Genomic DNA, 20,500 nt, shown 5'->3' with positions numbered 1-20,500 from the left:
GATGAACACATGCACTTCACCTGCCGGGGAAGAGCCCTTGGCAAGAGCGGTGATGGAATATGCGTGTTTTGGAGAGGACTATGAGCCAGCCCCTGATGCCAATGGCAACTGCCGTTTGGTTAATCGATAATACATCGCTGACATTCAAGCAGATTGCCCGTTTTTGCGGCTTGCATGATCTTGAGGTGCAGGGAATCGCCGATGGAACCGTGGGTCAATCCATCGCCGGGATCGATCCCACTGCGAATGGTCAATTGACCTGGGATGAAATTCGTCGCTGCCAGAATGATCCGGCGGCGGCTTTGGAACTGAGCAAAGGGGCGAAGCCAGAACAAACCCGCACCCGTGGGCCGCGCTATACTCCGGTTTCCAAACGCCAGGACAAACCCGACGCCATTTCCTGGATTTTGCGCAATCATCCCGAGCTTTCAGATACCCAGATTTCGCGCCTTGTAGGCACCACAAAGCCCACCATCGGTGCCATTCGGGATCGTTCGCACTGGAATATCGCCAATATCCGATCACAGGATCCGGTGGCTTTGGGCCTGTGCAAACAAAGCGAATTGGATGAAGCCGTGAAACGCGCCGCCATCCGCAACGCGAAAGCCGCCAATAGCCAACAAGACGGGGTCATCAAAGCGGGAGATGAGGCTGAGGACGCAGCATCCGGTGATGTGGTCGATGATCAGGCCAATAGCCCTGATGAAGCCCCATCCCAAAGCTGAGGGCCGATCCGCCGTCCTGAGGGCCTGTTCTGCTTGATGGCGTGAAGGATTGTGGGGTGATTTTTCAATAACAAAAAGGGCGGTCGCATTCATCTGCGCCGCCCTTGTTCATTCAATTTTTGAAAGCCGTTCTATTTCTGATCAGATTTAGGCCTATCAGTCTCCCCCTTTAAAAGGGTGGATCATTGGCCCATGAACCGCATCTTTTCTTTCAGCAAAAGTTTTTCCCGCTTCAATTTGGCAATCCGCAGGGTATCTGGCGAAGGACGTTTGGTTTCCTGTGTGATAACACGTTCCAAAGTTGCGTGCTTATCTGCCAGAGCCTGAACATGCGCCTGTTGAGTCATGCCGGTAATCTCCTTTGCTACGGAAGTGGGTATCTATCGCAACATATTTGACCCCAAATTGTCACTTCAATTCTTCTGTCTTGATCGCCAAAATATTTTCCATCCTTGCCTTCATCTGCGCATCTTTCTCAAAAGCCTCATAGCCCGTTCTTTTCACACAATGGCACCATCTTTTCCCAAAGCGAAAGGTGCTCATGATACGGTTTAAATGCAAAGGAGCATCGGCCCGCCTTCATGAAGATAAAGCCTTTCATAAGCCCGCTCATCACCGAATCAGAGGGCAATGCCACGATGCTTGTGAAGCCCGCGGCAAGGGCTTATGATCTTTCGCAGGATTGTTCATACGAGAGCCTGATGCATGCATGATGGGATGTCTTTGCGCGACGCCGAACTCAAGAAGCGCCTTTTGACCTTGGAACAGGAACATCGTGATCTCGATAGTGCGATTGTCGCCCTGCAGCAATCCGGTTCTTATGACCAGCTTCAGATCATGCGATTAAAAAAACGCAAATTGCTCCTGAAGGATCAAATCCGCCATATCGAGGATCAAATCCTACCCGATATCATTGCCTGAATTTGGAGCCTGAAATTCAGGATTGTGCCGCGCCCGTTTCAGCCTTGGCCTTGGCTTTGTGCGCATACATATCGGCATCGGCGCGGGCCAGAAGCTGCTCTGCCTGATCATCGGCCCGAGCCGTGCTCACCCCATAGCTGAGCTTCAAGTCCACCACATCATCATGGATCATGGGCGGGTTTGCAGCCAGGGCGGCCGTCAGTCGCGCTGCCAGTTCGGCTGCCTGCTCCGCATTGCTATGGGGAAGCACGATGGCAAATTCATCACCCCCCAACCGGGCGACAAGATCCGAACTGCGGCAATGCTCCACCAGTATTTCGCCGATCCTCAAAAGGGCCGCATCCCCCGCCGCATGGGACAGGCGATCATTGATCTGTTTCATATCATCAATATCGAAATAGGCGAGCGCCAAAGGCGTTTCATGTCGCTTGGCCAGCGCCAGAAGGCGGTTCAGTTCCCGCATGAAGGCGCGACGATTAAGAGTTGGTGTCAGGCTGTCATGATCAGCCAGATCGTGCAAATCGGCGATCACCCGTTCCGCCTTCAAAAGCTCTCGGCGCAAAGCCTTATTATCGTTCAATATCCGGCTGATGGCAGCGCGAACCTCGGTGGTCATATCCTCTTCGGGAATCCCCAAAACATAAACGGCATCCGCATCCTGATCCCCTCGCTCAGCCGCATCTTCATAAGCCCTGCTTTGTCGATATTTCGCCGTGCGGCGACGCGCATTCACGGCATGCTGTGTGTCTTTCGACACGGAATGGCTTGCATCCATGGCATCAACGCGCATGCGACCCCCCTCGCTTTTGTGCACATTTTAACATTTTATTAATTATACGGCCATGTCAAGAATGACCAGCATTCCGTTGCTTATCGTTGCATCCCGGCGCCTGATCCCTATAATGCCGCCGATCAGTGCCCTTATGCTCGTTAAAGGAGCGTCTTATGAATGCGGCTGCACCTTTGATAGGCATCATCATGGGAAGCCAATCCGATTGGGACACGATGCGCCATGGCGCTGAAATTCTCGATCTCATGGCTATCCCCTATGAAGCGCTGATCGTTTCCGCGCATCGCACGCCCGAGCGCCTTTATGACTATGCCAAAACAGCCAAATCTCGTGGTCTGAAGCTGATTATCGCCGGGGCCGGGGGAGCCGCCCATCTGCCGGGCATGGCCGCAGCCCTCACACCCCTACCTGTTTTGGGGGTGCCGGTTGAAAGCAAATCCTTGAAGGGCATGGACAGCCTCCTCTCTATCGTGCAAATGCCTGCGGGTGTTCCGGTGGGGACGCTTGCTATCGGCAAGGCCGGGGCCAAAAATGCCGCCCTGCTTGCGGCATCGGTGATCGCCCTTCTCGATAGCACTGTGGCGGCCCGGCTCGATGCTTTTCGCGAAAGCCAGACACAGTCCGTCGCCACATCCCCCATGAAGGATTGATGCATGGCCGATATCCTTGCACCGGGGGCCCGGATCGGGATTTTGGGTGGTGGCCAGCTTGGGCTGATGCTGTCCTTGGCGGCAGCGCGGCTTGGTTATCGTACCGCCATTTTTTCCCCCGAACCGGAAAGCCCGGCCTTTCGCGCATGTGATCGTTTTTGGCAGGCATCCTATCAGGATCGCACTGCCCTTGCCGAATTCGCCGATGCCGTCGATCTGATCAGCTTCGAATTTGAGAATGTCCCGGCTCCCTCCCTTGATTTTCTCTCGGCGCTTCAGCCCATTCAACCCGGAATCAAGGCTTTGGCCACCAGCCAGGATCGGATGCTGGAAAAAGATTTCCTCTCCCTTCTCGATATTCCGGTGGCCCCTTATCATGATGTGGCAACTGCGGCCGCTTTGGCCGATGCGGCGCAAGTGCTGGGCTATCCGGTTATCGCCAAAACCAGACGGCTAGGCTATGATGGCAAGGGTCAGGTGCGGCTCTATGGCCCGGATGAGATTGAGACCGGTTGGACGGCTTTAGGCTCTGATCTGGTGATCGTTGAAAAGCTCATCCCCTTTGATCGTGAAATCTCGATCATTCTGGCCCGCGCGCGGGATGGCTCTATGCGCCATTACCCACCCATTGAAAACCGCCATGCATCTGGAATTTTGCGCTCCAGCCATCTGCCTGCACAGCTTGATGAAAGCTGTTTCGAGCAAGCCATCAGCTATGCCCATGCCATTGCCACGGCCCTCGATTATGTGGGGATTTTAACGGTCGAGATGTTTGTGATCGATGATCAGCATGAGGTCATAGTCAATGAAATTGCCCCCCGTGTTCATAATAGCGGCCATTGGACCATCGATGGCGCGGTGACCAGCCAATTCGAGCAACATATCCGGGCGATTTGCGGCCTCCCCCTTGGGGCGAGCGATGCTTTGGGACGGGTGCGCATGGAAAATCTGATCGGCGATGATATCAGCCATTGGCAAAATATTCTGAGCGATCCTTATGCGCATCTCCATCATTATGGCAAGGCTGCTGCCAAGCCGGGCCGCAAAATGGGCCATGTGACCTGGGTTGAGCCTGAACACTGAAATGTCTGTCCAAGGACTTTTCTCATTCCGAGCTTGCCTCCCCCGCATCATCCCGGGCGGAGACCCGGGCTCCAACACACGGGGCTCCATCTTTCCCGCGCTCAGCCCTTCACCATATAGAACCCGGCTCAGGAGACGGGGTAACGGCCAGGATGGGGACACTGCCAGGGAAATCCCCTTCCGCTGCTTCAATCCCGGATTTTGAGTTCCCGTGCTTTGGCGATAAGGGCAGTAAGGTTCGTTTCATCGCCCGCATGCATGGCATCGAGAATATTCTCCATCCGTCCGATCAAGGCCCGGATCATCTCTTCAAGACGTTCGCCATTGGTGAGAAAAATATCACGCCACATCACCGGGTCGGCGGCGGCCACACGCGTCATATCATCATAGCTGCCGCCGCTGAAATTGCGCATATCAACGCCAAGATCCTCCCCGATTTTCGCGCTTTCCAGCATCGCCGCAAAGGCAATGATGTGTGGTAGATGAGAATTAAAGGCAAGAACACGATCATGACTGGGCGCATCGAGCCGTAACACATGGGCAATAGGCAGACGTTCCAAGAGCTTTGTCAGACGATCAAGGGCTTCAGAATTGCAGTTTTGATCCGGGGTGAGAACCCAATTCCGATCCTTGAATATCAGTGGATCGGCATCATTGGGGCCTGATCGTTCGCGCCCGGCCACCGGATGTCCCGGAATGAAATGGCAATCGCCTGGCACATGGGGCGCCACATCACGGATGACCTGCTCCTTCACCGAACCCAGATCAGTGAGGATCATATCCGGTTTCAAAAAGGGGCCGATCTGCTGCACAATTGCCCCCATGGTTCGGACCGGGGTGGCGAGAAAAAGTATGTCGCTCAAGCCTGCAATTCCTGGCAGATCATCATCTATCACGGCATCGGGGAACAGACGCCGGGCAACTTCACGATGCCCGGGATCGCGATCGGCGATCACAAATGTCAGCGCCGGTTCAGCCTCACGCAAGGCCAAGGCGAGGGATGCCCCCATCAAGCCAAATCCAATGATGCCAATCTTCATAGAACCAGTTCCATTTATGCGATCAGCAGGATCATTCATCACATTTGCCTCATCATAAAAAGCCGCCCGATGCATATCTGCATGGACGGCTTTTTTTATTGCGCCTAAGCGCTTTTGCCGGATCTATAACGCGGGTAAGGTTAAAAGATCGCGAAGATCATTGGCCTCCGCCGCCATAATATTCGGTCAATTGCGCGCGGCGCTGCTGTTCTTTGTTGGTATAATCCAACCACTGTTTGGCAGCTTTTTCCGTTGCATCAAATTTTGCTGCGGCCCGAAAGGCTTTTTTGGCGTCATCCAATTTATCGGTATTGAAATTAGCCATTCCGATCAAAAGATGGGCATAGCCGGGCTCATCCAGATCATCGGAATCTACCGCTTTTTGCAGGGGCGGAAGGGCTTCTTCCCAACGTTCCTGCTCGGCAAAAACCTGGCCCAAACGCATCCAGATTTTGCCATCATCATCATCTTTGGCAGCCAAACGCAGAGGTTCTTCAGCTTTCCGCATTTCCTGTGCATTGAGATAGGCTTGGCCAAGAAGTTCGTAAGTCTCGCCCTTCTTCTCGATAGTGCCGTCTTTCATACCTTTTTCAAGGACCCAAGCCGACTTGATCGGGACACTATGATAAAGATAAAGCTGCGCCATGTTGATCAATTGGCTTTCCTGATCCAAATAGCCTTGGCGATAGGCCACTTCCATGGTCGCAAATTGCTTTTTCTCTTGTCCAAGCTCGGAATAAACCGCCGCTAACTGACGCCAATATTCAGGCTTTTCAAAATTGACGGTCAGAAATTCCAGAACTTCAGCAACCTTTTGATATTGGGCAAGCTCGAAATAAGCCAAGCGCAGCAACAGATACCAGTTTTCCTTTGGTTCATCGCCACGAGCCCGCCCCAATTCGATCGCCTTGGTAATATTGGGAACGATATTCTTGTAATCTTCGAGACCATAATAGGCCTGAGACAAGAAATAATAGGGCGAGGGACCGGGATTGGTCTGTGTCGTCATCCATTTGTTCATATATTCGATGGATTTTTTATATTGTTCATCAACCAGATAGAGCTGTGCCAAGGCATTGAGGCTGGCAATCTGGAGGCTTTCCGGAATACGCTCAAGCTTCAGGATTTTTTCATATTCAACGATAGCCTGTTTGTAATTCTCATCTTCGATATAAACCGAACTGGCGAGAATCTGATAAACGATGGCCGTTTCATAATCGTTGATCTTATCACCGAGAAGGTTATTGAGATCTTTGACCGCATCGGCCTTCTCGCCTTTTTCAAGCTTTTCCTGAGCCTTGGCGATCTTCTCATAGATATTGGCGCGCAGGCTATCGACCTTCTTACTGCTGCGCTGAGGCTTTTCATCTTCCTGGGCCTGTACCATCGGGGCGGAATAAAGCCCAAAGCCAGCAGGCACGGTCACAGCCATCAAACCCAGCGCTGTTAACAGTGGCAATCCAAAGAGTCTTTGTTTCATCATCATCTCATGACCCTCCCAAAGGTCGATTTCGGGGATATGTGCGGTCGCCCCAACAATCGGGACGACCCATACAGTTTATCGACGGCCACCATCTTCAAGATTGAAGCTGAAGAGATATTGAACACCCTCCACAGCGATGGGTTCACCATTGACGACCTTGGGCTTGTATTTGAATTTATAGGCCGCCTGTTCAGCGGACCGTTCGAAATAGCCTCTTGGTTCGGCTTCAACGATCAGGACATCTTCCACGGTTCCTTGCGGTGTCACCGTCAATTCCACAATCACATAGCCTTCAATGCCACGCTCTGCAGCGCGACGAGGATATTGCGGCTGGATACGCACCAATGGCAGATAATCGCCATCTGTGGGAGCCCCCAAAGCAACGCCGCCAGAATCGATGCCGGCATTGAGATTGAGTTGACCAAAATTCAAGCCCTGGCTCGCATTATTGGCCGATACATTGGGGATATCCAGATCGGGCGGCGGGGCTTCGGGCGGCACAGGCTTTTCAACCTTGCGGTCTTCCTGCTTCGCTTCCTGCTGACGATCCACCCGCACAACATCAACAAAGCGAACACTTTCGATATCGCTCAGTTCGACGCGATCACTGACAACCAGAGCCTGCATAATGTAAAAGAGGGCAAAGGTAACAGCCGTGCCGATCATTAAAGCCGTAACATAACGCGCTAACATGCTAGTTCTCCTCGGTGGATACGGCAACGCCCGGAACGCCAGCATTATTGACAGCCTCAGTCACGGCAATCATCAAACCGGCCTTGGACCGGGCATCCGCCTGAATGACGATGGTTCCTTGCGGATTTTCAGCATGCAGCTTCTCAATATTTGTCTGCAAGGACTTCAAATCAACCTTTTTACGATTCATCCAGATTTCATCGGATTCCGTTACGGCAATCAGAATGCTGGCGCGGTCTTTTTTCTCAGCCGTTACGGCCGGCGGCTTCGTCACATCGACACCGGCTTCCTTAATGAAGGTGGCGGTAACGATGAAGAAGATCAGCATGATAAACACGATGTCGAGCATCGGTGTCATGTTGATTTCATTTTCTTCTGCTTGCTTTTGAGCGTGATCTCTCATGATGTACCCTGCCTGTGCCCCATTGATGGATAGAGGGGGCGCCTGCCATGATCGGCAAACGCCCCTTTAGGGTTACTGTTTTGATTCCGCGATCGAAACATTATAAACGCCAGCCTGTCTTGCCTGGTCATAAATCTCAACCACGATTCCGGAAAATGCATCTGGTGCAGGCTGAATCACCACCACACCTTCGGGATTTTCTGCGTGCATGCGTTCGACATTGGCGCGTACGGATGCAATATCAACGGGCCGTCTGTTAACGAAGATCCGGTTCGAACTATCCACCTGGATCAGAATATTTTTCTTGTCGTCATCTTTCTGCTCCTGTTCGTTAGGCGGCGGCTTGTTAACATCAAGGCCGGATTCCTTCACGAATGATGCAGTCACGATGAAGAAGATCAGCATGATGAACACGATGTCGAGCATCGGTGTCATGTTGATCTCTGCTTCCTCTTCGGCTTTTGAAAACTTGCGCATCGATTCTCTCGGTTACTGAGTGTGACTTCGGGTCATCCCGCTGCGCCGGTAAGCGCAGCGGTCAAATTCTCCAAGCCTTCTCGTTCCTCAATGATCCATCGTCAGTGTGTCCTCAAGTCGCTCGGCCTGACTTTTGGCCTTGCGCTCGATCCATGTGCTCATAAACACGCCTGACAAGGCTGCGACCATCCCGGCCATAGTCGGAATGGTGGCTTTCGACACACCATCCGCCATCGCGCGGGCATTGCCGCTGCCCAGAACCGCCATCACATCGAACACACTGACCATCCCGGTCACGGTTCCAAGCAGCCCAACGAGGGGGCAGGTTGCAACCAGGGTCTTGATCAGGTCGATATTCGTATTGAGGTTCTGGGACACCTCAGAGATCATCGCCGTCCGCACTTTATGAGCATACCACGAACGCCGTTCGTCGCGCGACTCCCATGCGGACAGAGCCTGTTTCACATCCAGCTTAGCATTAACGGTGAAGTACCAGATGCGTTCGATGATCAGGATCCACATGACGAAGGTGACGGCGAGGACGCCATAGAGCACGACGCCGCCCTTCTCCATGAAGATCTGAATAGCTGTCAATGCGTCAAGAAGAGACTGCACGACCATGCTCCTTTTCCGCGTGAACAGCGATGATCCCGGCGCTTTGTTCTTCAAGAACGTGGATGACCTTCTTGCTCATGCCAGCAACGAAGCTGTGCATCAGCAAGGTTGGAATGGCCACCACAAGGCCGATAACCGTTGTCACGAGGGCTTGGGAAATCCCGTTGGCCATCAGCTTGGGGTCACCGGTACCAAACAGAGTGATCGCCTGGAAGGTCGCGATCATCCCGGTCACGGTGCCGAGCAGACCAAGCAGCGGGGCCACGGCAGAGATCAGCTTGATCACTGTGAGGCCACGCTCCAGCGCAGGGGTTTCGCGCAGGATAGCTTCATCAAGTTTCAACTCCAGCGTTTCCACATCAACGCCTTTGTTGTTTTGATAGACGGAAAGAACGCGCCCCAATGGATTGCTGGTTTTGGGATCGCCCGGGGTTTTGCTTTGGCCACGGACCTTCGCGGTGGTGATCGACAAGGTGATCGCCTTGATGATCGCAATCAGCACCCCGATCGCCCCGAGGGCAAGAGTGACATAACCAACGGCACCGCCCTGATCGACCCGCTCTTGCAAAGTGGGCGATTGGATCAGCAGGCTCAGAAGCTGACCGCGTGTGGGATCCACCCCGAACGCAATAGTTTCACCTGCGCTGGCCTTGGCGAGTGCGGATGCAGACCCCGTAAAGCGTGCGGAAGGCTGACGGCCCAATTCGACCACATTGCCGCTTTCGGCAAGATAATCATAATATTTGCCATCGGAAACGAGATTGAAATTCCCAACCCGGACCAGAGGAACGGTTTGTTTCTCACCCGAGTTGGCAACAACCGTATGATCGAATTTGGTGACTTCACCCGATGCCACCATTTCAAGCATCATCTGCTGCCACAAAACCTCGATTTCGTTAATCGACGGCAAAGTTGAAGACCGCGACGCTTTTTCGATCAGCTTGTTGATGCCATCGACACGGGCGGCTTTGCCATATTCCACGGTGACCAGCGAATTCTCGATGACCCCGCGCATATCGCCAGCAACCTGCTGCAGCACGCCGAACATTTCTTTCAGTTCGCCCAGTCGATCTTGCAAAGTGGCATCGAGTTCGCGAATACGCTGTTCATTGTTCTGGATGGTCCGCTCAAGATTTTCAGCGGTTTTTTCTTCCGAAGCCCGTTCCTGACGCGCTTCCGTAAGCATCCGATCCTGTTGATCACGGCGCGCGCGGAATTCCGCTTCCCGTTCGCGATGCTCAGATGTTTCCGTCACCCGTCCGCGACGCACCTGCTCCAGCAAGCTATCAAGATCAGCCGGGCGCATCTGGGATTGCGGCGCCGGCGGCTCGGTTTGTTCAGCGCTATCCTGTGCAAATGCAACGGAGGCCACACTGCCCATCATCAGGGCAATGGCTGTTGTGAAAAGTTTGTTCATTATTTTGCCTCCTTCGACTGTTCAGGACCGGAAACCGGCAGGAGGTACATCTGCGGCGCTGCCTGCTTTTTCGCAAAGCGCATGGCAGCATCGATGGAACCACTATAGTCCGCGCCTAGAGCTTCCCAGCTTTTGCTATCCTGATTCCAACGACCCTGGAACTGTCCATCAATCGTTTGATAGGCAAGCACAACGCGGCCAATGCGCAGGAAATCGACCTGACGTTCCTGACCATCGATTTCAAGGGAACCGCGATAGGATTCGATGGTCCGACCGAATTCATTTTCAATCTGATACGCTTCCAACACGAGGCGGAATTTTTCAGAGGGCGAGATATTCGACATATCCATGAATTCGCGCAGATTTTCGATCCGCATGGCCCGCTGTTCCTTGAGGAACGGCACATCAAGAGAGACAAATTCCCCAAGACGGTCGATCATCCGCAGCATCAAAGGGGTGATTTCCCGACGAATCGAGACCACTTCATCAATGGACTGCTGCAATTCGGAAATCTGGCTTTCCTGATCCCTGACAACCCGGCGTTGCTGGGCATTATAAGCCTTCAGGCTTTCGATTTCCCGCAAAACGGCCTGGAAATCACGAAGCAGACGCTGGGTTTCAGAGGCCGTGCTATCGATCCGCTCTTGCGAGGCTTGAGCGAACAAGTTGATTTCTTCCGCCTCCTTGAAGATCTTGTCAAGATCTTGACCGGTGCGCACTTCAACCGGAGGTGGCGGTGTTTGTGGCGCTGTGCTTTGAGCCTGGGCGACACCCGCGCCGCAGACGAAGGCGACGGCGACCGCCGTCGAGCAAGCGAGCTTTCTCAATCGTGGTTGCATTTTTCTTCCCATAGGACTTGCCACTCTACCGCAGCCCCTGCTGCGGCTCGATTCGGGCAGATTGTGTTCGCTGTGCATCATTGTCTGACCACGGCTCCATCTTGCCCGAATTCATGACCATGTTGAGATATGCAGGAAAGAGCGCCGCCAGATCTGATGCATCTGGCAAGCGGATTAAACGGCTGAACTTGCGGGCTGATTTGGCCACACACGATGACACCATCTCTCCTGCGTTGATCCATCCCGTGCCGAAGCCGGGACAAGATTTTCTATAACCTAATGATCCAAATCCGTGCGCAAAGAGAACACTCAAGAGCGCGAACCGTGATCCTTAGCAGTACAGACATAGCGAAAATATGCAGCCAAATCTATAATGGCTTTTAGAACGCTGATGCCCGATTTCAGCTCAATGTGCCAAAACCGCGCCACATAATCCAAGAATTTCGCTCGATTCCAAGCAAAAAGTTTCCAAATTATGTCTTGCTAGATGCCAAGAATTTCCTTAGCGCCTGCGATTCGCTTGTGCGTTCATGATCAGATGAAGGGGGTATCCGGGCCACAAACATGGCCAGAAGCTCTTGTTTTAAAATGTTTATTCTAAGATTCAACGGGCCACGGGCTTGCGCTCGGCTTGCTTACGCAAAGCTTCCAAAACACCATCCCAATGATTTTCACAGCAGGTTTTTTCTGCCGCTTCATATCCCAAATGGCGGAGCAATTCGGTGGCTAAGGCATCAGCATATTGCATCGTCACATGTTTGTGTTGAGTTGCCATGGTCCGCTTTCCATTCGATAGAGGCCCCGGATGTTCACGTATCAAGCGACGACGTGGCTTTCCATGATGCCTTTTCAACTGCCCTTTGCAGCCTTCAACATCCAAGAATACACGCATCGCGTAAAGTGACCGTTAACAATCGCTCCATCTGCATTCATTCTCACCAAGATGAGATAGAATTATGGTTTGATTATGAACGCTTCTTGTCGGAAGCATGGCCATGGCCCGGTTGCAAGAGAGTGCCCACGCACCGACCAAGGCCGCGCACGGCATTCCCGATATACACAGCATCGGCATGGATCAGATCATCAAGATCAAGGCGGGCTTCCTGTGCTTGCCCCGTGGCCAGCAATTCGGCGCGCAAAACCCCCGGCAAAGGGCCTTCATCCAAGGCGGGCGTGAGCAGAAATTGGCCCCGCCTGATGAACAGATTACTGCGCAACCCTTCGCATAAACGCCCATTTTCATTACAGAAAATGATCTCGTCTTCATCTGTTGCAAGCCTCGACAACAAGGAGCGTCCTGCCGCATCATGAACGGCATAGCGTTGGCGCAAAGTGGTTTTGTGCCGCCCCAAAAGATCCTGACTGTGCAAAGGCCGGGGGGCCAGATGCAGCCGGATCGGGCTTTGCCAGGGCCGAAAGGGCGCGACCATAACACTGACCGCACCCGAGCGCCCAAGGAGCAGGCGCACAAGGCGCTTGCCTGAAGCATCCCCCATCCTGGCATCAGATCGGCCCTCAAAATCCTGTGCAAGAGCCTGATCAAATATTTGTAAGATCACATCTTCGTCATACGGAATCGCAAAATACTGCGCCGAAGCGCACAATCGGGCGAGATGCCGGGGCAGGCGCAAACAGCCATGACCGGATTGCCACAGCATGGTTTCAATGAGGGCAAAATCGGCTTGCGCCCAAGGAGCATCCTCAACGCTGGCATCTAGGCTGGCATCACCGCTCTTATTGAAGCCGCCGCAAGCCTCTCCTGAAAGCTTTGGCCCCAAAAACTGCCCCTTGAGCAGGCATTCCTCATATTCGGCGCGCCATTGGCTATCGGCCACGATCCCGCTCCCGAGCCCTAAGCGAAACATCCGGCGCGGCGCGCCTGGTTCGGGGCTATGTGGGGCCGGCGCGATCTGCTCCACCAGTGTTCTGATCGCCACATTAAAGCACAGGTCCCCATCCGGGGCAGCCCAGCCAATGGCCCCCGTATAAATCCCGCGCGGCTGATTTTCGAGGGCGGCAATCCACTCCATCGCCCTGATTTTCGGGGCCCCGGTGATTGATCCACAGGGCATCATGGCCTCGATCAAGGCAGCAAAGCCCAGATCGGGCCGTGGCTGCGCCCTGATCCTTGAGATCATCTGGAGCACGCTGGGATAGTGTTCGATTTCAAAAAGGCCCGGAACCTCGACACTGCCGGGGGCAGCGATGCGGCTCAGATCATTGCGCAACAGATCAACGATCATCAGATTTTCCGCACGCGATTTTTCATCGCCCCGCAAAAAAGCCGCCCGGCGGCGATCGTCCTCCAGATCAAGGCCCCGGGCCAATGTTCCCTTCATCGGACGGGTTTCCAAAATGCCCTTGTGACGCTTCACAAAAAGCTCGGGCGAGCGCGAGAGAATCTGCCGCTTACCATCATGAACATAAGCGCCATAGGCCACGGGCTGGGCCTTGCGCAATTGCTGATAAAGGCTCAGCGGATCGCCTGCCAGCTCCAGATCCAGCCTCATGCTGTAATTGATCTGGTAAAGTTCGCCCGCATCAAGGCCCATGCGAATACGGGCAAAGGCCGCTTCATAATCCTTTATCGTCTCAGATAATCGAGGATGGGATAAAACAGCGCGCCGCGTAGTGCCGGAATGAGCCTGAGCAAAAAGATCGTCCAGATCTGGGGGCGAAAGATCAAGGGGCGCAGGAAATACCCCCAGCCAGATCAGCGGTTCTTGCGGATCAAAGCGCTGGGCTTTGCGGATTTTCGGCTCAAAAGCGGCCGCCGCCTCATAGGCGATCCAGCCCGCCAGCCAATGACCTGCGGCGAGCGCGGCCTCGGCCTGCCGCAAAACCGGCCAAACCGCATCCACATCCCGGGCACATAAAAGGGCAATGGGCTGGCTAAAAAGCCGCGCCCCCATGGCCGGGGTGTCTATCGCCTGATTCTCTCCACCCATTTCGGGCGCGCCTTCGTCCATTGCGCGATCAAAAAGGGCAAAGGGCGGCTGGCGCAACAGCATGATATCCGGCTCCTCATGGCTTTTGACCGCAAGCACGGCCCGATCTTAGCCAAAAACTGGAAAGCATGCGGTTTAGCGGCAAATGATCAGCCCATCAACAGCGCCGTATAAAGCCCGCCCAGGGCTGCGACGATCAATGTCAGCAAGGTGATGATGGTGCCCCACATGCGGCCAAAGCTTGCACCCGCCGACCGGGAAAACCCCCAAGCATGAAGAATACGGCCCAGGACCAGCGCAATCGCCACCCCCATGACCAGAAATGTGGGGGCGCGGGCGGCTTCCAATGCCCCCAAAATCACGAGACCCAAAGGCGCATATTCAGAGAAATTGGCAACCACGCGCATCCGGTGATTTAACTGCGCTTCGATCTCGGGCGAGGCGCCACCCGATTGATCCGCCTTGATTTTGAGCAAACGCGCCTGAATATTTCTGACAACCAGAATCAGAAATAAACTAACCAGTAAAGACGCCGCCAAGAGGGTGATCGGCAAAGACATAAGAATATTTCCTGACAAGATGTGATGCTTTTCGCTATCCGAAGACGCAGCATTTCAGCTCTGCCCGGAAAAGAAAAGCTTCATGAAAAGGGAGGGGGCAGCGGAGAGAAAACCATCCAAGGGGCCGAGCCTTTCCGGCGCACAGGAACATGGGGGGCACTTTCGTTTAAACGAGACTGTGAAATTTTTTCGTTTAAAAAGGGTTGTTCTGCCCGGAACGATGAACTTTAATCCATCCGGTTGCGGGCTCGCAAAGCGACGCCGACGGCATCATGCGCTTTAGCCGCGCAATAGTTGCTCCAGATGCCGACGACAATCAGATCAATTCCGTTCTGCAACAGACTTGTTCACAAACTCGCTTAGGAATTTCTGAAAGGGGATGTCCGCCATGTTAAAGGCATTGAACAAAAAAGCGGCAGTTGTTTCTCTGGTCAGTGCAATCGCCTTCGGAAGCCTTGCAGCCATAGCAGGGGGACTCCTTATCGGAGATCTTTCACTGTGGCAGACAGGCATTCTGGCGTTAATCGTCGGGCTTATTGTTGGCGCGATTTATCCGCTGCTTGATAAGAGATTGTAACCGCTTATGAGCACGGCTTTAGAGGCGCGACAGATATAATATCGATGCGGGCTTTGCCCCCTTCTGAGTTCGGAGGTTCGCCACAGATGAAGGCAAAATGGATCGATATTGGAGCGCTTGTGCTATGGAGTGCCGGATTTCTCCTTCTACTGAGCATTTTGCACACTAAAGGATATAATAATATCCTGATATTTCTTATATTTACTCTTTTAATATCTTTTGTAACAAAATATCTTTATATTATTTATTCGAACGACGATAAATTTAATGAATCTACAAAAAATATTACGATCCCGAATTATGCCGGATGGAGTTATTTTCTGCTTCCACTCTGCTCTATTCTTGGATCAGCATATTATATAGCCTTTGTTGGTCCGTTTGAGGATGTAAATTGGATCGTCATCGTATCGGCCGTATGGGTGGGAATGGCAGCCGCAAATGTCGTTTCTTGGCTAAGATGACAAAAGCCCCGAGACCTTCCCGGCCCCAATCAAACTCGCTTCAATCCTGCTATGGCTTTGATTTTATGAGTCTACGCCCTAGAGAGATTTCGAGCGGAGTGGAATCACGACGCGGCTAGGAAATCGCGGTAAAACAGATATTTAGAGCATTTGATCCGATCCCCTTTGATCGGAAAATGCTCTAGTGTGGCTGAGCACGGGGCAGTGAGATCGTCACCTCGGTGCCTTCGCCGGGCGTTGATACAATCGCCAGACGGCCCTGCATCAAAGAGGTGAGATTTTGCACGATCGGCAAACCAAGCCCCACCCCATCATGCTGGCGGGTATAGGAATTATCGGCCCGTCCAAAGGGCTGCATGGCCCGCGCGATTTCATCTTCCGCCATCCCGATGCCGCTATCCTTGATCGAAAAGCTGCAAAAATCGGGGCTTTCTGCGTGGATGCTAAAAACAAGGCTGCCGCCTTCGGGCGTAAATTTTATGGCATTGGCCATAAGATTGATCATGATCTGTCGGGTCCGCAAAAAATCGGCATGCACCTCAGACTCATCCGGGATCGGAGCGATATGCAACTGCAATCTTCGCTCATCGATTTTAGGCTGCAAAAGCCGGATCACCTGATCGAAAGCCGACCATAGATCAAAATCTTCGGGCTTCAGATCAACCGCCCCGATCTCGATCCGCGACATATCCAGAAGATCATTGACGATCTGCAAAAGATGCTGCCCGGCGGCCTGGATATTTTCGGCATAATCGATGATCTTTGCGGGTTGGAAAGAACGATCCTTCTGATCGATGATCAATCCTGAAAAACCAATCACCACATTGAGCGGCGTTCTGAGTTCATGGCTCATATTGGCAAGGAAATCGGTTTTCGCGCGATTGGCAAGCTCGGCTGTCAGCATGCTCTGTTCGAGGGCTTTGCGCTGTTCTTTCTCAGGCGTGATATCCCGTCCCACAGTGACGATGAAATCTTCGTTCAGATAGCGGATTTTCGTGGCATTCAAAGATGTTGTATAGCTGCGCCCTGCACTATCGCAGGCGATCGCTTCAAAGGATTGCACCACACCATGGCGTTCAAGCTCGGACAAGAGGTGCAGTTTTTGATCCGGTTCCTTCCAGATGCCCAGCGCGATGCCCGAGCGGCCGATCACATCGCTTCTTTCCCATTTGAAAAATTCGGTAAAAGCCTTGTTCACCCAATAATAGGTGCCATCCGACAAGCGCGATATGGCCACCACATCGGGCGAAATTTCCAGAATTCTGGTAAACAGCTTTTCCGTTTCGCTGCTTTGATAAACTTGGCGTTTTGTTTCGGTGATATCGAAAAAAGACGAGACGATCGCCGCCCGCCCATGCCAGCGAATGGTGCCAAAACGGCAGCTCACCCAAACGGATTTTCCATCCGCAGCGATCAACCGAAAATCGAACAGATCGCCAAATGTGCCTTTCTGCACCGCTTGGGCATAGCGATCCCGCACGATGTCCTGATCATCGGGATGCACGAAATTGGCAATATCCTTGATGCTTCCAATCTTACGATAATCATCAAGCCCCAATATTTCCGCCATTTTCTGGTTGATGTATAAAACCCGATCATGGCGATGCACGATGATCCCCTGCAAAGCCTGCTGGGTGATATGGCGGAAATGATCCTCCTCGCTGATAAAGGGGCTCACATCCTGCACGGAAACGAAATAATGGGTTACCCCCTCATCATCATCAAGGGCAATGATATGGCCGCGAAACCGGGGTGCCTTGCCAATCGGGCTTTGCCCATGAAAGGCGATCTGAACCTTATTGACCCGGGTTCTGATCAGGGTGCGGAAATTGGCCCACCAGGATGGCTGATCTTCCGGCGAGATGAGATCACAAAATTGCATCGTCTCATTCGCATTGACCGTCCCATAAAAATTCGCCGTGGCCTGCTCATTCATCCATAAAATGCGGCCATCTTCGGCAAGATTGATGATGATCACCGACGGGCACAGCAATTGAGCCGCCGCACAGATCTTCTGGCAAAACATCTGATCGGATGATGATTGCAGATCGGGATGCGTATATTCCCCCAGATTATAAGAAAACATCGCCAGCTCTGGGTTGCATCATATTATGACCTTAGGGCTTATGCTGTATCAGTAAGTGCTTATGCCGAGCTTATAAAAACATATTATTACCCGGATATATTAAATATGTCTAAAATTTTCGTGAGATGGCAGGTCGCCTTTAATCGCAGATGTCATATTCAACTGCATCATATGACATCGCACTATTCGCGCTCGTCGGGCTTGATCCATAAAGGCTTTTTCATATCGGGAATAGACATCCGCCAATTGCCAAGAAAGTTCTTCTCCAGAACAACGGAAGCTCCGGTCAGATCGGTGTTGGGAGGTGTTGGCCCATCCGAGCGCGCAAATATCCACCCTTCGGCGATCTGCAGCTTGAAATCCCCCCTTTTGTTCATGTTGAAAGCGGTGATCGTCGTTTCCAGGGGCAGTTCCAGATCATCGACCGTTATTTCACGCACGATCATCTTGCGCCGATTATTTCCGGCCATGGCCTGAGACGGAGCCGCTTTCGCAGCATGCTGCGACCGCACCCCATCTTGCTCGATGCTTTGCGCTGGCTTCGTGTTTTTGGCTGGAGACGACGCCAAGCCCCCGCTGATTTTCCCATTGGGGGTTTTCCCTTCAGCGGCATTTCCATCTACGACTTTCCCATGGGCAAAGGATTCAGCCCTTGGAGAGTCAGCTTTTTGGGCCATTCTTTCCTGGCTATAATGATGATAAGCCGCATCAAAACAGGCAAGTTTCTTATCGTTGTTATCAAGACTGCCGCAATAAATGATCGTATCTACAGGATCCATGTCTTCTTGTGAAAAAGCATGTTGTGCATTGACAATAACAAGAAACGCAGCCATGGCCGCCCTTGATTTCATCATCTTAATTCTCTCTCTTTTGATAAATTATAATCAATTTATCGTCTTTTTTCACGACACTGACCGGAAGTATATTTTCTAAAGAAAATATTTTTGTCTCAATCGTATCGATCTTAAAGGAACCCGATATTTTAAGGTCTTTCATTGAGTCATCGGCAAGCTCGATTTTGCCATCATAATATCTGTTAAAATCTTTCACCATTTCTTCAAGGCTGGCATTATCATAGAATAATCGGCCATTTCTCCATGGGCTCACCGCACTGGCTTTGAGTTCCTGAATATCTCCCAAACCCGAAGAGGCAACCTTCACCTGCTGCCCATCGCTCAGCGTCACGGATTTTTTGCCTTCCCGTTCACCAAGAGAGGCCCCCATTGTCATGCCGGGGAGGGCATATGCATTCCTGTGATCAAGATTGGCGCTGATCTCGACCAAGCCTTCGGCAACAGCGATATCCACATGGTCTGATCGCTTCCGCACTTCAAATTCGGTTCCCAAAACCCGCACCGTGGCACTGCCGGATTCAACGAGGAAGGGCTTATTTCTCTGTGATGCCACCTTGAAATAGGCATCGCCCTCATCCATCTCGACCCGTCTTTGATCATCGGAAAAGAAAAGCGTCGCACGGGATTTTCCACCCAGCGTGATCACGCTCCCATCGGGGAGGTAAAAGGCTCTGATTTCCCCGATATCCGTTGCCAGAACCCGACCGTTGATTGCGGGGGAACCCGGCATCGTCTGCACGACAACCACGATGAACAAAACAGCAAACGCGGCGGCAGCCGCCATCAACGGTCCCGGTCCGGTCAATGTGCGAAAAAATCCCGCCACATAATGCGCCGCAAAAACCGGAAACAAAGTCTTGTCCCCACGCTTTTCCTCCACAATAGGGGTGGGCTCCAAATCAGAAAAATCATAGCGATCAAGGTCTTCAACACGCGCAAGCCCCCGAAGACCGGCATGAGTGGCCAGACTATCCGCAAGAGATTGCGATTGGGCAAAAGCGGAGGCATTCCCATCGTTTTCCGTCAGCCAGGATTCGAATTCCTGCTGCTCTCGAGGGCTCAGGGCGTCTTTCTCCCCGCGCAGCAGCCATCGAAGCGCTGCAACCTCATTCTCATTTTCCGCCCTATTCTCGTTAATCACGTAAACCGCCTTGTCCGTATGAACGCTGTCTGTAGCCTTTGGATGTCATGACAAACCATTTTTTCTCAATGCATTTTGGCATTTTTGCATCGAGCGCATGATGATCAGCCTGACCCCGGAAATCGACAATCCCGTCCGGCGGGCGATGTCACTGATGGAAATGCCCTCAACCCGGTTCAAAAGGAAGATCACGCGCTCCCTTTCCGGCAGAGACAAAACCACTTTAGCGAGGATTTCCATCTCCTCCTTGCTTCTTAAGACGCGTTCGGGTCGATTTGATCACATTTTTCGTATGTCCCATTGGCACTATAATGCCGCAAAAGCTTTTCCCGCCGTTTTTCACCACGGTGATGATCAATAATAATATTAATCGATGTCTTGTAAAGAAATGCGCGCATATTGCGAATTTGTGACGGTTGTTCGCATTGCGCAAGCTTTAAAAAAGCCTGCTGCACCACATCTTGCGGCGACGGTGGCCCCTCGCCATAACTTCGCAAAATGAATTTCACGATTTCCCCATGATAGCGCGCATAGGCCTGAGCAACAAAGCTCCTATGCTCCGCCTTATTCGCCCGCAAAAGATCGGGCTTATCGACAAACACCGTGCCGGTTTGAGCATAGTCTCCCATAGAGCCTCATACCCCACTATTTGATCTGGGCCAGCATGACTGCTGATGGTCATTCCCACAAGCAGATGCCTCTCCCGAATGAATGTCGTCTCCAGAAAAACCCAAATT

The 20,500-nt window shown here is 52.5% G+C and carries 22 protein-coding genes; 5 read left to right on the top strand and 17 right to left on the bottom strand.

The features are described from left to right. Nucleotides 1-80 precede the first annotated feature (80 nt). Nucleotides 81-725 carry a cell cycle transcriptional regulator TrcR gene (locus QK300_RS05750; RefSeq protein WP_281300684.1) on the top strand — a complete coding sequence of 215 codons (645 nt, stop codon included), beginning with the start codon at nucleotides 81-83 and terminating at the stop codon, nucleotides 723-725. Nucleotides 726-907: 182 nt separating this feature from the next. Here the strand turns inward: QK300_RS05750 and QK300_RS05745 are convergent, their stop codons facing one another. Continuing rightward, entirely contained in the window at nucleotides 908-1,072 is a 165-nt protein-coding gene (locus QK300_RS05745; protein WP_081837140.1) for a DUF465 domain-containing protein, read from the bottom strand. Between the two features lie 370 nt (nucleotides 1,073-1,442). Here QK300_RS05745 and QK300_RS05740 point away from each other — a divergent pair, with 370 nt between their 5' ends. After that, complete coding sequence (locus tag QK300_RS05740) at nucleotides 1,443-1,646, top strand: DUF465 domain-containing protein (RefSeq protein WP_281302273.1); 204 nt, start codon at nucleotides 1,443-1,445, stop codon at nucleotides 1,644-1,646. Nucleotides 1,647-1,662: 16 nt separating this feature from the next. Here QK300_RS05740 and QK300_RS05735 read toward each other — a convergent pair whose 3' ends face one another. Further along, the gene (locus QK300_RS05735) at nucleotides 1,663-2,436 is read right to left on the bottom strand and encodes a GGDEF domain-containing protein (RefSeq protein ID WP_281300686.1); all 774 of its coding nucleotides are present in this window, start codon (nucleotides 2,434-2,436) and stop codon (nucleotides 1,663-1,665) included. A gap of 155 nt (nucleotides 2,437-2,591) precedes the next feature. Here QK300_RS05735 and purE point away from each other — a divergent pair, with 155 nt between their 5' ends. Both purE and QK300_RS05725 read left to right on the top strand, forming a co-directional pair. Further along, nucleotides 2,592-3,086, top strand: a complete 495-nt coding sequence (gene purE, locus QK300_RS05730) for a 5-(carboxyamino)imidazole ribonucleotide mutase (RefSeq protein ID WP_281300687.1) — start codon at nucleotides 2,592-2,594, stop codon at nucleotides 3,084-3,086. 3 nt (nucleotides 3,087-3,089) lie between these two features. Further along, nucleotides 3,090-4,169, top strand: a complete 1,080-nt coding sequence (locus QK300_RS05725; RefSeq protein WP_281300688.1) for a 5-(carboxyamino)imidazole ribonucleotide synthase — start codon at nucleotides 3,090-3,092, stop codon at nucleotides 4,167-4,169. A gap of 188 nt (nucleotides 4,170-4,357) precedes the next feature. Here QK300_RS05725 and QK300_RS05720 read toward each other — a convergent pair whose 3' ends face one another. The 11 genes from QK300_RS05720 to QK300_RS05670 all read right to left on the bottom strand — a co-directional run bounded on the left by QK300_RS05720 (nucleotide 4,358) and on the right by QK300_RS05670 (nucleotide 14,644). Further along, nucleotides 4,358-5,209, bottom strand: coding sequence for a prephenate dehydrogenase/arogenate dehydrogenase family protein (locus QK300_RS05720; RefSeq protein WP_281300689.1), 852 nt, complete (start codon nucleotides 5,207-5,209; stop codon nucleotides 4,358-4,360). A gap of 157 nt (nucleotides 5,210-5,366) precedes the next feature. Continuing rightward, a complete protein-coding gene (locus QK300_RS05715) occupies nucleotides 5,367-6,668 on the bottom strand; it encodes a hypothetical protein (RefSeq protein WP_281300690.1) in 1,302 nt (433 codons plus the stop codon). A gap of 99 nt (nucleotides 6,669-6,767) precedes the next feature. After that, a complete protein-coding gene (locus tag QK300_RS05710) occupies nucleotides 6,768-7,385 on the bottom strand; it encodes an energy transducer TonB (RefSeq protein WP_281300691.1) in 618 nt (205 codons plus the stop codon). Nucleotide 7,386: 1 nt separating this feature from the next. Continuing rightward, nucleotides 7,387-7,788, bottom strand: coding sequence for a biopolymer transporter ExbD (locus QK300_RS05705; RefSeq protein WP_281300692.1), 402 nt, complete (start codon nucleotides 7,786-7,788; stop codon nucleotides 7,387-7,389). A 72-nt stretch (nucleotides 7,789-7,860) separates the two neighbouring features. Next, complete coding sequence (locus tag QK300_RS05700) at nucleotides 7,861-8,265, bottom strand: biopolymer transporter ExbD (protein WP_281300693.1); 405 nt, start codon at nucleotides 8,263-8,265, stop codon at nucleotides 7,861-7,863. A gap of 87 nt (nucleotides 8,266-8,352) precedes the next feature. Further along, nucleotides 8,353-8,886 (bottom strand): MotA/TolQ/ExbB proton channel family protein, encoded by a 534-nt coding sequence (locus tag QK300_RS05695; protein ID WP_348651830.1) that lies wholly within the window; start codon nucleotides 8,884-8,886, stop codon nucleotides 8,353-8,355. After that, nucleotides 8,864-10,297 carry a MotA/TolQ/ExbB proton channel family protein gene (locus QK300_RS05690; protein ID WP_281300695.1) on the bottom strand — a complete coding sequence of 478 codons (1,434 nt, stop codon included), beginning with the start codon at nucleotides 10,295-10,297 and terminating at the stop codon, nucleotides 8,864-8,866. Before QK300_RS05690 ends, QK300_RS05695 begins: the two co-directional genes overlap by 23 nt. Next, nucleotides 10,297-11,136, bottom strand: coding sequence for a DUF3450 domain-containing protein (locus QK300_RS05685; RefSeq protein WP_281300696.1), 840 nt, complete (start codon nucleotides 11,134-11,136; stop codon nucleotides 10,297-10,299). The genes QK300_RS05690 and QK300_RS05685 overlap by 1 nt, the downstream gene beginning before the upstream one ends. 604 nt (nucleotides 11,137-11,740) lie before the next feature. Continuing rightward, a complete protein-coding gene (locus tag QK300_RS05680; protein ID WP_281302274.1) occupies nucleotides 11,741-12,028 on the bottom strand; it encodes a hypothetical protein in 288 nt (95 codons plus the stop codon). A gap of 73 nt (nucleotides 12,029-12,101) precedes the next feature. Continuing rightward, nucleotides 12,102-14,183: an aminodeoxychorismate synthase component I gene (gene pabB / locus QK300_RS05675; protein ID WP_281300698.1), complete on the bottom strand. Its 2,082-nt coding sequence runs from the start codon at nucleotides 14,181-14,183 to the stop codon at nucleotides 12,102-12,104. 50 nt (nucleotides 14,184-14,233) lie between these two features. Beyond that, nucleotides 14,234-14,644: an MAPEG family protein gene (locus QK300_RS05670; protein ID WP_281300699.1), complete on the bottom strand. Its 411-nt coding sequence runs from the start codon at nucleotides 14,642-14,644 to the stop codon at nucleotides 14,234-14,236. 388 nt (nucleotides 14,645-15,032) lie between these two features. Between QK300_RS05670 and QK300_RS05665 the strand changes: the two genes are divergently transcribed. After that, nucleotides 15,033-15,221, top strand: coding sequence for a hypothetical protein (locus QK300_RS05665; protein ID WP_281300700.1), 189 nt, complete (start codon nucleotides 15,033-15,035; stop codon nucleotides 15,219-15,221). A gap of 642 nt (nucleotides 15,222-15,863) precedes the next feature. Here QK300_RS05665 and QK300_RS05660 read toward each other — a convergent pair. From QK300_RS05660 to QK300_RS05645, 4 genes are all read right to left on the bottom strand, one after another. Next, entirely contained in the window at nucleotides 15,864-17,768 is a 1,905-nt protein-coding gene (locus QK300_RS05660) for a PAS domain-containing sensor histidine kinase (protein WP_281300701.1), read from the bottom strand. A 182-nt stretch (nucleotides 17,769-17,950) separates the two neighbouring features. Next, nucleotides 17,951-18,601 (bottom strand): hypothetical protein, encoded by a 651-nt coding sequence (locus QK300_RS05655; RefSeq protein ID WP_281300702.1) that lies wholly within the window; start codon nucleotides 18,599-18,601, stop codon nucleotides 17,951-17,953. A gap of 22 nt (nucleotides 18,602-18,623) precedes the next feature. After that, a complete protein-coding gene (locus QK300_RS05650) occupies nucleotides 18,624-19,763 on the bottom strand; it encodes a FecR domain-containing protein (protein ID WP_281300703.1) in 1,140 nt (379 codons plus the stop codon). Between the two features lie 254 nt (nucleotides 19,764-20,017). Further along, nucleotides 20,018-20,392, bottom strand: coding sequence for a sigma factor (locus QK300_RS05645; RefSeq protein WP_281300704.1), 375 nt, complete (start codon nucleotides 20,390-20,392; stop codon nucleotides 20,018-20,020). Nucleotides 20,393-20,500 lie beyond the last annotated feature (108 nt).

Origin of the sequence: Iodidimonas sp. MBR-22, assembly GCF_029946565.1 — a bacterium.
Classification (GTDB): domain Bacteria; phylum Pseudomonadota; class Alphaproteobacteria; order Sphingomonadales; family Rhodothalassiaceae; genus Iodidimonas; species Iodidimonas nitroreducens.
Note: the sequence above shows the minus strand (reverse complement) of the source record. Positions and strands in the feature narration are given on the sequence as shown.